Origin of the sequence: Streptomyces sp. CB01373 (assembly GCF_002803075.1) — a bacterium.
Taxonomy (GTDB): Bacteria; Actinomycetota; Actinomycetes; order Streptomycetales; family Streptomycetaceae; genus Streptomyces.
This window is the reverse complement of sequence record NZ_NNBK01000012.1, coordinates 476,838-489,733: the sequence shown is the minus strand read 5'-3', so window position 1 is coordinate 489,733 and position 12,896 is coordinate 476,838. Positions and strand designations below refer to the sequence as shown.

The following is a 12,896-nucleotide window of genomic DNA, read 5'->3' as shown; positions in this document are numbered from 1 at the left end:
GCGCACGGGCGCGACAAAGCAACTCCGGTACACCCCCTGCCATTTCGCGCATGGCTGCCCCATACTTCCCAGCAAGAGGGGTTTGCCCCGCGCCATGTCCGGGGCCCGTGGGCTGGGGGGCACCATGGCTGACGCACGCCTTCAGTGGCTTCAGGACGCCGTGTCCGTGTTCGGCGCGGAATGCAAACGGGCTCTCGCCGGGCCCGGCGACCGTGAGGCGGCGATCCGCGGCCCTCTGGAACAGTTGCTGCGCGCCATGGCCGCGAAGCACGCCATGCATGAGGTCAGTTGGGATCCCGAGACCCGTATCCCGCACCTCGGAGTCCGACCCGACTACGCCGTGCGCGTCGACAAGAACGTCACCGGCTACATCGAGTTGAAGCGGCCGGGCAAGAACATCGATCCCGACACCTTCACCGGCCACGACAAGCGGCAGTGGCAGCGTCTGCGTGACCTTCCAAACCTGCTGTACACCAACGGCACCCACTGGCGTGTCTTCCAATACGGCGTGCAGATCGGGGAGGAAGTCGTGCTGTCCGGAGCGCTCAAGAGCGCCGGGGAGAAACTGACCGCCGCCCAGCCGGCCGCCTTCGACGCGCTCGCACAGCGGGTGCTCGGCTGGAAGCCGCAGGACATCCTGCGGGTCTCCGTGCTCGTGCAGCACATGGCCCCGCTGTGCCGCCTGCTGCGTGAGGCCGTGCGGGAACAGTTGCGTGCGGAGGCCCAGCTGGATGCCGGCGGGCCCGCCTCGGACCGGCCCTTCACCGGTTTGAGAAGCGACTGGCGGCGCTATCTCTTCCCCACCGCCGACGACGCTACCTTCGCCGACGGATACGCCCAGACCGTCACCTTCGCCCTGCTTCTGGCGCAGACGGAGGGCATCAAGCTCGCCGACATCGGCTTCCACGAGATCGGCCGCCGCCTCAACGCCGGCCACGCCCTGATGGGCAAGGCCCTCCAGTTGCTCACCGACAACGTCAACGAACGGTTCGAGGTGACCCTGGAACTGCTCCGCCGGACCGTCGCGGCCGTCGACTGGAAAACCATCCGGCGGGGCAACCGAGACGCCTACCTGCACCTGTACGAGTCGTTCCTCTCCGTCTACGACGACGAACTGCGCCAGCGCAGCGGCTCCTACTACACCCCGCACCAGGTGGTGGAGGAGATGGTCCGCCTCACCGAGGAGGTGCTGCGCACCCGCCTGGGAAGGTCCCGGGGCTACGGCGACGAGAGCGTCCACATCGTCGACCCCGCGATGGGCACCGGCACCTACCTGCACACCGTCATCGAGCGGGTGGCGCAGCAGGCGGCCGAACGCCATGGCGACGCCATGGCACCCGACGCGATCGGTCGCCTCGCCGAGCGCCTGTACGGCTTCGAACTCCAGATGGGCCCCTTCGCGGTCGCCGAACTCCGCACCGCCGACCTGCTCAAGAAATACGGCGCCCAGCTCCCGCCGGGCGGCCTGAACCTCCACGTCACGGACACGCTCGACGATCCCCACGTCAAGGAGGAGCAGCTCCCCTCCACCTACGCGCCCCTCTCCGTCTCACGCACTCGCGCCAACCACGTGAAGGCCAACGTCCCCGTCACCGTGGTGATCTGCAATCCGCCTTATGACGACAAGGCCGAGAACCGCGGCGGCTGGATCGAGAAGCGGATGAAGGGCCAGGTCCGCCCGCCCCTGGACGACTTCCGGCATCCGGGCAACGGCCGCTACGAGCACGCGCTGAAGAACATGTACGTCTACTTCTGGCGCTGGGCCACCTGGAAGGTCTTCGACGCGCACTCCGACGACCGACACGGCGTGATCTGCTTCATCACTCCCTCAGCCTTCACCACCGGCCCCGCCGGACGGGGCATGCGCGACTATCTGCGCCGGACGTGCGACGAGGGCTGGGTCATCAACCTCTCGCCAGAGGGCCAGCGTTCGGACGTCGCCAACCGGGCGTTCCCTCACGTCGCCCAGCCACTGTGCATCTGCATCTTCGTACGACGCGCGGACCACGCCGCCGGTGGGTCCGCGCGGGTTCACTACCGAGCCCTCCACGGCAAACGTGCCGAGAAGTTCGCGCAGCTCCGGTCAACACGTCTGGACAACGACGGCTGGCGGGACACCCACGCGCTGGGGGTACGGCCCTTCACCCCGGCCACCTTGTCGGGGTGGGAGGAGTATCCGGCGCTGGACGAGCTCTTTCCGTGGGGCAGCCTGGGGATCACAACGAACAGGTCCTGGGTGAGTTCTCCCTCCGAAAGACTTCTTCAACACCGATGGGCCCGCCTCACCAGGGAAGAAGATGCGGACTACAAGGCCCGGTTGTTCAAGGAGACTCGCGATCGCCAACTCGGCTCACGGCCGACGTGCCTCCCAGGACTCCCTCACCCCGATCGAAGCATTGATGAAGAGGCCCGTACTCGCGCACGGCTCGTGCGGATCGCGCTGCGCAGCTTCGACCGTCAGTGGCTCATCGCAGACAACCGGGTACTTGACTTCCCACGGCCTGATCTGTGGGAGTCCTTGCAGCCTGGACAGGTGTTCCTCAATCAGCAGAGCAGCCACGAAATAAGCAGCGGTCCGGCGGTGGTCGCGACCGCGTTGTTACCGGACACGCACCACTTCAACGGCCGGGGCGGAAGGGTGCATCCCATCCTGCACCCGGACGGCACTCCCAATGTGCCGAGAGGCCTGCTGCGGTACCTGGCCGATGTTCTGGGTCTGAACGGAGTGACCGGGCACGACCTCGCCGCCTACGCGTTGGCCGTCGCCGGCCACAGCGCCTTCACTGAGCACTTTGCCGAGGAACTTCTCACCCCAGGAGTCCGGTTGCCTCTCACCCGCGACGCCGAACTGTGGAGCGAGGCGGTTCGCATCGGCCACCAGTATCTGTGGGCCGCGACTTACGGCGAGCGCGGCAACCCGCCCGATGAACCCGGGACGGAAGAAGGTGTCGGCTTTCCCGCGGGACATCCTCGGCAGGTGCGGTACGCGACACCGATCGGAACCGCCGTGCCGGACACGCTGCGCTATGACGAGGAGACCGGCACCCTGCACGTCGGACCGGGCGTTTTCACGGGAGTTCCGCTGGAGGTCTGGAACTACGAGGTCGGCGGTATGCGCATCGTGAAGAAGTGGTTCGGCTACCGCAGGGCCTCCCCCACCAGCCGAAAGACCAGCCCGCTCGACGACATCCATGTGACGTCCTGGCCAAGAGAGTGGACCGAGGAGCTGATCGACCTGTTGTCCGTCCTGCGACGGCTGGTGGACCTCACCCCGGCGCAGCAGGCCATCACCACGAAGATCGTGAACTCACCGGTCATCACCACAGCCGACCTCACCTCAGCGGGCGTTCTCCCGCCACCGCCCGGGGCCAGCCGTGCTCGCCGCCGTGTCGTCCTGGACTTCGGCGCGTAGAGGCGGGTCACGTTCCGCCCCTACGCGCCGTCCGCGCCTCTCACGTAAGTCTCGGCCTGCTCCAAGGTCCACGCTCCCTCCGCCAGGCGCTTCAGGGCGTATCCGACGGGGCGGGACGCCGCACCGCGCGCCACGGTGTCCGCGAAGGACGCGATCGCGCTGAGACGTGCCGCCATCTCATCGCACTCCGCGGTCCGCAGCGCCGCCACTCCGGCCCAGGTGAGCTTGAGCGTGCCGCGATCCCCTTCCTGCTGCTCCACCAGACCGGTCCACAGCAGCGCGGGCAGGGCCTCACGGACCTCGTCCGTGTCGAGGCCCCGGGCCGCGTAGGATTCCGGCGCCGCTTCGGGAGCGGGGAGATCGCAGAGGTCGAGTTCCCGCAACAGGCGTTGCTGGAGCGGCGGCAGATGGCCAGTGGGAACGAGCATGGTTTCAGTATGGCGCGCACCGCATGTCCCGTTGGAGTCACGGCACCTCGGATCGTACGAGCGCCTTGATGGCCGGCTCACCGCTGCGCCGGGCGTACGTCACCCGCTCGCGGACCTCACGGAGACTGCGCGGGCGATATCCGGGCCCGCCGCAACAGCTCTTATGGAAGCGGACGCCCGCGTGGAGCAGGACGGACAGGGTCCGCCAGGCCGCGGTCGCCCGGCACGCCCGCGTCTTCGGGGAGTCCTCGGCACAGGACATCGACGCGCGCCTGAACGCTGCTCTCGCCGCACTCCGGGAGCAAGGAGCCACCGGCAGCGCACTTCGCTTTCAACAACGACCAGTGGATCAAGTACCTCGGACCGGCGTTCTTCACCAAGGTGCTGTACTTCGCCGGTCACGAGCGACCCGTCGGACCGTTCCGTCCGCTGATCCTGGACAGTGTCGTCGCACACGCGTTGCGGTCCGCGGACGCCGACGTGAAGTGGCCGGGTGGCGGCTAGACGACGCCCCGGTACGAGCGGTACCTGTCCCTCGCCCATGACCACGCACACCGGGTGGACGTCCTGCCGGACCAGGTCGAGGCCGCGTTGTTCCGACACGGCAAACGGCTGCGATGAAGCACCACGCGTCGCCGCGTCCGGCCTGGCACTCTTCCGCGAGGGGGGACGCGGTTGCGCGGTCCACTGCCGCTCATCGCCCGGATTCGGCCGTCAGCGTTACGGCCAGTCCGGCACACGTGACGCTGACGCAGCCCAGCATGCGCCCCGTGCCCAGAGCTCACAATAGGCGCACTCACAAAAGAACGTGGGCGGCTGACTGACCGTCGACGGGAACGGAGCATGAACTTGCGACGCGTCGGCACCGACGGTGGCGGAACCGTCGTGCCGGCTCCGCCACCGCTCCGCGTCAGCGGCTGCCGCGGTAGTAGGTGACGTCCCAGTGCGAACCCTCGAGGGCGTAGATGTTCCCCGACGGGGCCTTGTACTGCTTCGCACGGTCACCGCGCTCGCCCACGTAGCGGAACGTGCGGGTGATGTACGAGTTCACGCACGACGTCAGCTTGATGTCGACCTTGTAGCCGTTCCAGTGGCTGTAGGTGCCGGAGGCGTGCCCCTTCTCCGTGCCGCCAGTGAGGGCCACGGCGCACTTGCTCGCCTGCTTGAAGTCGAGCACTCCTGCGACCGTGCTCTTGTTGACCTGCTCGAAGGATGTGCACCTGCCGTTGTTCCGGTCGCTGCACCCGCCCGACGAGGTCCAGGTGACGCCCGCCCCCTTCAACTGCTGCGCGGCGGCCGCGTGCGAGTACTTCGCGGGTGCGGCGGTGGCGGCGGGTACGGTCGCCGCCAGCAGGCCTCCGGCGAGCAGTGCGGTCGAAGCGGCGAGTGCGGCGGGACGGGCCGTACGTGACCTCATGAGCAGTGGCTCCTTTTCCTGAGCGTTTCAGTTACGCCTGAGTCACTGCCCGGCGGGCATTTCCGGCATTCCCTCGCAAGGGAGCGCGTAGTGGCACTCAGGCGCACCATGATCCCCACCGCGCGCGGCCCACGGGCGACCTCCGCGCCCCGTGTGCCTCCTGGTCGGCCCGCACGTCGGACAGGTCGCCAGAACGTGACCTTAACCGCCGCCAACTCAAGGGTTTCCGAGCTCAGTTCGGCGACAAGATCGGCGGCGTTCGCCAGAAGAGCCTGCCGTTCCAGCTTCGAGGGGGTATCGGTTGTGCCCGGTCGTCGCACGGTGGACCGCGCAGCTTGTCCTGAGCAAGTCAGGTCACCGAGCGGCTGTGGAGTCTTCGTCGGGCAGGGGCAGAGAGGAGGTACGCGCCAGGACTACGGAGTGGGTGAGCCTCTGAGGCGGACGCTGGAGGCCGCCGGTGTCAGCAACTCTCGCCGAACTTGACGGCCCCGATCGTCACCGGCTGTCCGACGAGTTCCTCCCCAGCCGCCGGGTCGGTCGTGCAGACCTTCCAGTTCGACTCGATGAGCACCATACGGCCCTGGCCGGACACATCGTCGACGGTGATGCTGGTGGAGCTGTCGAGCGCTTGGCGGGCGACCTTGACGGCCTTCCCCACGAAGTTCGGCATGGTGGAGCCGGCCTTCTCGGGCTCGGCCTCGCCACCACCCGCGGGACAGCTCTCCTTGAGCTTGACGGTACTGAAGTCGACCCTCGTGTCCGTCGAGTGCGTGCCGGGCGCGGGGGTCTGGGCGCAGACCTTCCAGCCCCGGTCGAGGATCTGGTTGCGACCCCGGCCGAGCGCGTCGTGCGACGTGAGGTGGTAGAAGCCGGCGCCCTGCGCCTCGTCCTGGGCACTCTGCAGCCCCTTGCCGACCATGTCCGGCAGGGCTGCGGTGGACTCGGTGTCGACCGACGGTTCCTCGGTCGTCTCGACGGTGGCGGTATCCGGTGCCTTGGGAGTCGACGGGGCGGTGGACGTGGCGTCGCCCGTACCGGTGTCAGTGGTCGGGCCGCAGGCAGTGAGCGCGGCGAGCAGCAGCGCCGTGGCTGCGGATGTGCGTGTGAAGCGCATGGTGAACCCCCGGGGACGTCGCAAGATGAGAGTGGCCCGTCGTGCGGACACGGGCGCGGCCCGTTGCCCGCCGGTCAAGCCCGGCAAGGTGCTCCACCGGTGGCGAATCGGATATCGCTCGGCGGCACCTGCCGACCCAGTATGCAGTCCGTGCACTGAGTTCACAACCCTCGCTGAAAATCTGGCGTTCACCCCTGCCCCTTCGTGCGCGGGGCACTTGGGCTCTGACGACGACACGGCAGGAGAGGAACAGCAGGCCTCGGGCGAGGACTCGGCAGAACTGCCGAGCTGCTGCAACGTCCTCGAAGAACGCGGCGACTGGCTCGACGCCCTCGGCGGAGACGGCCGGGCCTCCTACGGCCACACCCCATCCCCCCTCGCCGAACGACACGGCGACGTCATCCGCCTGACTGTGGACGCCGACCGGGACGGCAGCCCCGTGATCGAACTTCCCACCGACGAACTGCGGCGCCTGCTCACCGGAGCGGAGCACAAACTGGCCGGCTTCGTCCGCCTTGCCGCCGCGTGGGCCGCCCGACAGCTCCCCGGCTGCGCCGCCCAGGTGACCTCCGCCCTCGCCCGCGCCCTGCTCTTCCCCGCTCCGGACCTGGCGCACGCGTCAGGCCTACCGCCAAGCGCCGTCGACTAAAGCACGTCCCTGTCTCACCGACCCACCTGATCCTTCGAGGTCGCTGCCCATGGCTCCCTGCGACTCAGTAACTCCGGGAGTTGGCCGAGAAGGGTCTCACCTACGGAATTAGGGCCTGGAACCATACCCTCGTGTCTCCGGGGCTCATTGGTCGGGTTCCGGAAGTGGGGAGCCGAGCGGATGGCGTTCAAGGATGTGCCGCCCGGGAACAGCGGCGCGCGGGGGATCTACGACTGCGACGGGGCCCATCGAACCCCTCTCAAAGAGGATTACGAGCGCCTCTTCACGTCCGGGATGGTAGTTCTCGATACCAACGTCCTGCTCAACCTCTACCGGTCCAACGAGCGTACGCGTCAGGACACCCTGGCTGTGCTCACCAAGCTGCGAGACCGCTTGTGGGTGCCCCACCAGGTACTGACCGAGTTTTGGCGCAACCGCGAACAGAAGTCTGTCCGCCACCACCACAGCACCAAGGCAAAGGAAACGTCGGCCGCTCTCGACAAGGCGCGCAGGTCGGCACAGGATGCCGTCGAGCGGTGGATGAAGGACGTGCGCCTGAAGGAGGACGAGGACGTCACCCGGCAGATCCGTGAAGGGCTGGAGGTCCTCACCCAGTCCATGGACTTGCTACGCGAGGTCATCGAGGGGCAGGCCGAGCGGGATGCGCTCGAGGGCACGGCCGAGACGCACACTGACCCGGTCCTCACCGAGCTGGAACCGCTCCTGCGCGGACGCATCGGCGACCCGCTGCCGGTGGACGAGTACGACAAGGCGGTCCAGGAAGCTGCGAAACGCGCCGATGACGAAATTCCGCCAGGATACGAGGACTTCAGGAACAAGCCACCGGAGCAGGCTGCCGGCGACTATCTGCTCTGGGTACAGCTGCTGAAGGAGGCAGCGCAGCGCGACGGCGATGTGCTGCTGGTGACCGGAGATGTCAAGAAGGACTGGTGGCAGCCACGCGACGTGGACATTCAGGCCCGGCCGAGGGCCGAGCTCATCGTGGAGCTGCGAGAGCAAACCGGTGCACACCTTTACATGCTCACGCCCGCCGAGCTCCTCACCTGGGCCGAGCAACTGCTCGAAGGGTTGCACGTGGACCGGGACTCCGTAGACGACTTGGAGCAGCTGCGCGATGCGAATGGCGAGGACGACGTTCCCGCCGCCGGCTGGACCAAGCAGTCCCTGTTCCAGTTCCTCCTCCAGTTGACGACGCGTTCCCCCTCGCGCGTCAAGGTGATTAAGGCGGCAGCGGAAAACGGTGGCTTCGTCGACAGAGCGACCGTCTACAAGCTGGCCGGCTACGCGGAGGATCGCCAGCTCAAGGGCTTCACCCGCCCCATCAGCACCGTGGCGCGGGAGCTCAAGGAGACCGGCGTGCTCAACGGAGAAGAGCCCTTCTTGTTGCGCACCATCTATGGTTCGGCGGCAGAACCCTCATGGGCGTCGGGTTTCCGGATCCCCGACGAGGTGGTTCCCATGGTCATCGAGCTACTTACGCCACGTCGAGGACCGGGTGACTCGACTGGCAGCGAAGCGGACATGGATGACGCAGCAAAAAGCGTAGAGCTCGACCAGCGCTAACCGGAACGTCCCCGTCACCGTGGTGATGTGCGACCCGCCGTACGACGACAAGGCCGAGAACCGCGGCGGCTGGATCGAGAAGCGTGTGAAGGGCCAGGGTCGCCCGCCGCTGGACGACTTCCGCCATCCCGGAAACGGCCGCTACGAGCACGCGCTCAAGAACACGTACGTCTACTTCTGGCAGAACGGTCCGGAGTAACTCCGGTGCGGCAGGCCGCGGGAGCGTGACCGCCGACGCCCCGGGGGACCGTGGTCCCCCGGAATCGTCCTCACGTGGGCCTGCTGAATCGTCGTCGAGCGACAGCTGAGGCTCGTTCTGACACTAGGTGAGCAGGTGTTCGGCACCGGCTCCAGCCAGATGCCGGACGGTCAGTCCGCCGGGCCTCACCCCGTCCCCTGCCGGGCGGAGGGTCGCTCCATGGCGTTGTCCAGATGAGTGATGACGGCCGGCACGTCACCACTCTCGGTGCGCCGGATCAGCTGCAGGGCCGGCCGGACGAGGCCGCCCGGTCGCGCTATCAACCGTGCGAGCACGGCGGCCCGGATGTCGAGCCGCTGGATGGTGGCCTCGCGTTCCTCTTCGTTCTGGCCGGCAAGCAGGACGGCGTTGTACCACGCCTCCTCGCGGGACTGACGGACACTGAAGTCGAGGATCCGCTCGTCGGTGCGGGCTCCGACCCGATCCAGCAGCGACAGGAACGGCGACAGGGCGCCGACCGAGTCCTGCACCGCCAACACCACCCGCGCAAGGATGTCGTTGATCAGCAGAAAGTCGCGCCGCAACGCGTGGATGGCCTTGCCCGGGCTGGTCCGCGCGGCGGCGATGGCCAGGTCGAGGTTGATGTGCGCGTTCACGCCGAGTACCAGGTGCTGGACAATGATGGTGTCGGCTTCGTCGAGCAGCCCGAACGTCTCGCGCCAGCAACGCGGCCCGCTCCGGTCACGACGCCAGGCGTCGTACGCGTCGAAGTAGCGGTTGCCGAAGAGCGTGTCGAAACGGTCCATTCGGGGGCCGTCTTCGAACAGCCCACCGTGGATGGCCGTGCGGACCTCAACGGTCACCTGTCGGTACAGCGCCGCGAAGTACCCGACCCGGTCACCGGCGCGGCTTGCCTCCCGCACGATCCCGGCAAGCCTGTCCACGACATCGTCGATGTTCTCTGCCGCCATACCCAACTCCCCCTTCGTGGTTCCCACGTTCGGCCCGCACTCCGGCCGCTGTCCGCAGTGCCGATTACAGCCCTGTCCTACCACCGCGCACCGGGGAGGAACCCCGCCCTGCAGGAAACGGAGGGAGCCCCGACCCCGCACGTCGCAATCCACGGGGCGGGCGCCTGAACGCGTATCCGACACCCCGTCACCAGCGGTCGGGTACAGCGCGTTCCTGTGGGGCCCGGTGCGGTGTCGCCGGGCACCGCGGAACGTGACTGCTACCAGATCGCCTCGATCCGCTCCGGGTGATCGATGAACGGGTTCCGGACGTTGCCTGCCGGAACACAGGTTCAACGGCCCTGGCGATTCGTGTCTCCCGAGCAACGCCGCACACGGCCGTGTCACCGATCGGGTATCGGTGACACGGCCGCGCCGGATGTCGGATCAGGACTCGCGCACCGGGCGGGGCAGCGCCGTATGCGACGGAGCGATCCGGTGCCCGGAAGTACGGGCCTGCCGACGTCGGGTACGCCGAACGGTGACCCAGTTCGCTAGAGAGCGTTCTCCCTGCGTGAGGCGAGCGAGTCGTGGCTGCGCACCGCGCCGTAACCGCTGTCGGCAGCACGATGGTTGGACGCGTTCGGTGTCGCCTTGCCGCCCGCGCCCGTCACCGTGATCGCGCCGCTGAGCTTCAGCTCCGCGCCCTGCCCGTCCCGTGGGGCCGCCGTCAGCTCCCAGGTGTACGTCCCGTTCTGTGAGGGTTTCCCGTTCAAGCGCCTGCCGTCCCACGCCGCGGTGAGCGCCGCGCCGCGCTGTACGGCGTCCAGTGTGCGGACGACTTTGCCGCCCGCGTCCTTGATCACGACCTGCGTACCCGGAGCCGCCGGCTTCGACAACTGCCAGGAGCCGTCCCAACGGTCGTCCGTGGCCGACTGCAGGTCGACGGACGTCTCGGGGTGGGTCTCGATCGCGGCGAGCGGAGAGGTGGGCACGCCGGAGCCGACGGCGCGCATGGCGCCGGGCTTACCGCGCCCTGGGACGTAGGCCACTCCGCCGCCGAAGCTGTCGACGGCGTAGTAGTTGGGGGCCAGGAAACCGGTGATGTCCGCCAGCGTACGGGTCGTCACGCTGTCGACGGTGTGGAAGTCGACGAGTTGGAGCTTGCCCGCGGTCGCGTCGTGCAGAACGACATAGCCGTCACCGAGTTTGCCGCCCTTGGGGACATCGATCATGCGCTGCGTGGTGCGGTCCCAGACGCCGGACGCCGGGAGGTCGCTGTAGGCATCGCACGTCCAGTACACCCAGCGGCCCACGGCCTGCAGGTCCGTCGGCGTGCACTCCTTGCCGAGCGAGAAGGACTCGGTCGTACCCGACTTCAGGTCGGTGGCCTTGACGGTGCCCTTGGTGTCGCCGGGTGTCCAGAACGTCGTACCCCAGACGGCGGCGGCCGAGGCCGCGCGTGTCAGCAGCACCTTGTCGTCGCCGGACTTCTCGCGATCGATGACGTGCTGCTGGTACTGCCCGAAGCCGGACATGTACCCGTACCCGTAGACGACATACCGGCCGGAGGCGTCGACGACCTGCCCGCCGCCTGGCGCGGCGAGGACCGCGGCGTCGTCGGGATTCGAAAGGACCTCGATCCCGGGGCCCTTCGCGTAGGCGAAGGTGCCGTCGCCCAGTGCGTAAGCGCCGTTGCCCGCGGAGCCACCCGTGCCGTCCGTGCTCCGCGGCGGCTCGGCCACCAGGCTGCGCTTTCCGGCCGACGGGGTGTCACCGAGCTCGATGTGCCGCTTGTACAGCGACGGCAGGTAGTTGGTGTCCGTCTCCTGCACCGCCAGGTCCCCGGCCGCCAGCGTCACCGCTCCGTACGTACCCGGCTTCGGCGCCACGGCCCGGACCGCGCTCACGCCCAGGCTGCCGTCGGCCCGCACACTCACCTTGCGCACGGCCCAGTCGCCCGCCGAACTGCCGCCCGCGACCAGGACGCCGCCGTCGGGCGTCGGGTTCAGCCCGTACGTACCGCCCAGGCGGCCGTGCGGCAGCAGCGTCCTCGTCGCTCCCCCGCCGATCGGCGCGGCAAGCAGCGGCTCGCCGCGGTCCTTCGGCGCGTCGCTGTTGCGGAACGACTCGGTCTGGCGCAGCGAGACGACCCAGTCGCCCACCAGCGCGACGAACGACCGCTGCTCGTACGCCGACGCCACGCCGACCGTGGTCTCCGCGCCGCCCAGGGCGTTCCGGCGCAGCAGGTGCACCTTCTCGTCGCCGTACGCCGGATCGAACCACCCGGCGTACGTCTCGGAGAGCACCACCTGGGTGAAGCCGCTGACCCACGAGCCCTTGAGTACGCCGGTGATCTCCCCGGTCGCCAGGTCGACCAGCCCGACCTCGCCCGTCGGGTCACCGGAGACGATGATCGCCAACTGGCCGGCATCCGCGCCGAGCACCTTGTACGACGCCGCGCGCACACCGTTCTCGCCGGTCACCGGGGTGTCGGTGAGCTGTCCGTCGCGCAGGCGCAGCAGATGCAGCGAGTCGACGTCACCGCCGGCCGTCCAGGTCACCGTCACCACGGTCTCGCCGAAGGTGCCGTGGTACGTCTGTCCCTCGGGGAGCGTGAACCGGGCCGACGTACCGGCCTTCATGTCCTTCAGCTCGACCGACCGGTCCGCCACGGTGTAGACCCCGACCACGTCGGAGGCGTGGCCGCCGATGCGCTCGGCGGAGGTGTCGGCCGGGTCCTTGCCCACGTTCTGCGGGTCGCCGGTGACGGGGCTCCAGCGGTACGCCGTGAAGGCGTCGCTGTCCAGCTGCGCCTGGTTGAGGTCGCCGACGGTGCCTGCCGACTCCAGGTTGTAGGGGCGGGGCAGGTAGCGGTCCGGGGCATCGATCGTCAGGGTCGGGGGCGCCGTCGTCGCGGCATGGGCGCTGGTGAGGAGGAAGGGCAGGGTTCCGCCGGCGGCCGCGAGGGCCATGGTCGTGGCGAGCGCGCCTCGGACGATTGATGGTGTTCGGTTCGGTCGGTGGCGTATGGACACGTGACACCTCCAAGTGATCTTCGAAAGGCGCGCGTCAGGCTAGCACCGGAGACGCCCAGCATTCCGAACATATTTGCGAATCCTATGTGGTGATGATGTGTCCGC

General features: G+C 68.3%; 10 protein-coding genes and 1 pseudogene. 5 read left to right on the top strand and 6 right to left on the bottom strand.

Annotation, left to right across the window (positions count from 1 at the left end; all coding sequences use genetic code 11):
* Positions 1–124: 124 nt before the first annotated feature.
* The gene (locus CG719_RS35890) at positions 125–3,412 is read left to right on the top strand and encodes a type ISP restriction/modification enzyme (protein ID WP_199836711.1); all 3,288 of its coding nucleotides are present in this window, start codon (positions 125–127) and stop codon (positions 3,410–3,412) included.
* Positions 3,413–3,432: 20 nt separating this feature from the next.
* On the opposite strand, the gene CG719_RS21545 is transcribed toward CG719_RS35890, so the two are convergent.
* A complete protein-coding gene (locus tag CG719_RS21545) occupies positions 3,433–3,840 on the bottom strand; it encodes a hypothetical protein (protein ID WP_100570288.1) in 408 nt (135 codons plus the stop codon).
* 37 nt (positions 3,841–3,877) lie between these two features.
* A pseudogene (locus CG719_RS21540) lies at positions 3,878–4,063 on the bottom strand (deoxyxylulose-5-phosphate synthase); the annotation flags it as partial.
* 56 nt (positions 4,064–4,119) lie between these two features.
* On the opposite strand from CG719_RS21540, the gene CG719_RS37410 reads away from it, so the two are divergent.
* Positions 4,120–4,344, top strand: a complete 225-nt coding sequence (locus CG719_RS37410; RefSeq protein WP_442802741.1) for an 8-oxoguanine DNA glycosylase OGG fold protein — start codon at positions 4,120–4,122, stop codon at positions 4,342–4,344.
* Positions 4,345–4,750: 406 nt separating this feature from the next.
* Here CG719_RS37410 and CG719_RS21535 read toward each other — a convergent pair whose 3' ends face one another.
* A complete protein-coding gene (locus CG719_RS21535; RefSeq protein ID WP_100570287.1) occupies positions 4,751–5,257 on the bottom strand; it encodes a hypothetical protein in 507 nt (168 codons plus the stop codon).
* A gap of 460 nt (positions 5,258–5,717) precedes the next feature.
* Positions 5,718–6,371 (bottom strand): hypothetical protein, encoded by a 654-nt coding sequence (locus CG719_RS21530; protein ID WP_100570286.1) that lies wholly within the window; start codon positions 6,369–6,371, stop codon positions 5,718–5,720.
* A 217-nt stretch (positions 6,372–6,588) separates the two neighbouring features.
* Between CG719_RS21530 and CG719_RS21525 the strand changes: the two genes are divergently transcribed.
* From CG719_RS21525 to CG719_RS21515, 3 genes are all read left to right on the top strand, one after another.
* The gene (locus CG719_RS21525) at positions 6,589–7,020 is read left to right on the top strand and encodes a hypothetical protein (protein ID WP_199836710.1); all 432 of its coding nucleotides are present in this window, start codon (positions 6,589–6,591) and stop codon (positions 7,018–7,020) included.
* A gap of 180 nt (positions 7,021–7,200) precedes the next feature.
* Entirely contained in the window at positions 7,201–8,604 is a 1,404-nt protein-coding gene (locus CG719_RS21520) for a PIN-like domain-containing protein (RefSeq protein WP_100570285.1), read from the top strand.
* Positions 8,605–8,623: 19 nt separating this feature from the next.
* A complete protein-coding gene (locus CG719_RS21515; RefSeq protein WP_100570284.1) occupies positions 8,624–8,803 on the top strand; it encodes a hypothetical protein in 180 nt (59 codons plus the stop codon).
* Between the two features lie 185 nt (positions 8,804–8,988).
* Here the strand turns inward: CG719_RS21515 and CG719_RS21510 are convergent, their stop codons facing one another.
* A complete protein-coding gene (locus CG719_RS21510) occupies positions 8,989–9,774 on the bottom strand; it encodes a DUF5995 family protein (protein ID WP_100570283.1) in 786 nt (261 codons plus the stop codon).
* Between the two features lie 533 nt (positions 9,775–10,307).
* The gene (locus tag CG719_RS21505; protein ID WP_100570282.1) at positions 10,308–12,728 is read right to left on the bottom strand and encodes a FlgD immunoglobulin-like domain containing protein; all 2,421 of its coding nucleotides are present in this window, start codon (positions 12,726–12,728) and stop codon (positions 10,308–10,310) included.
* Positions 12,729–12,896: the final 168 nt, after the last annotated feature.

What these genes read in the sequence shown, in the direction of transcription:
- CG719_RS35890 (WP_199836711.1), top strand. Translation starts at nt 125, where the DNA reads ATGGCTGACGCACGCCTTCAGTGGCTTCAGGACGCCGTGTCCGTGTTC.
- CG719_RS21545 (WP_100570288.1), bottom strand. Translation starts at nt 3,840, where the DNA reads ATGCTCGTTCCCACTGGCCATCTGCCGCCGCTCCAGCAACGCCTGTTG.
- CG719_RS21535 (WP_100570287.1), bottom strand. Translation starts at nt 5,257, where the DNA reads ATGAGGTCACGTACGGCCCGTCCCGCCGCACTCGCCGCTTCGACCGCA.
- CG719_RS21530 (WP_100570286.1), bottom strand. Translation starts at nt 6,371, where the DNA reads ATGCGCTTCACACGCACATCCGCAGCCACGGCGCTGCTGCTCGCCGCG.
- CG719_RS21520 (WP_100570285.1), top strand. Translation starts at nt 7,201, where the DNA reads ATGGCGTTCAAGGATGTGCCGCCCGGGAACAGCGGCGCGCGGGGGATC.
- CG719_RS21510 (WP_100570283.1), bottom strand. Translation starts at nt 9,774, where the DNA reads ATGGCGGCAGAGAACATCGACGATGTCGTGGACAGGCTTGCCGGGATC.
- CG719_RS21505 (WP_100570282.1), bottom strand. Translation starts at nt 12,728, where the DNA reads ATGGCCCTCGCGGCCGCCGGCGGAACCCTGCCCTTCCTCCTCACCAGC.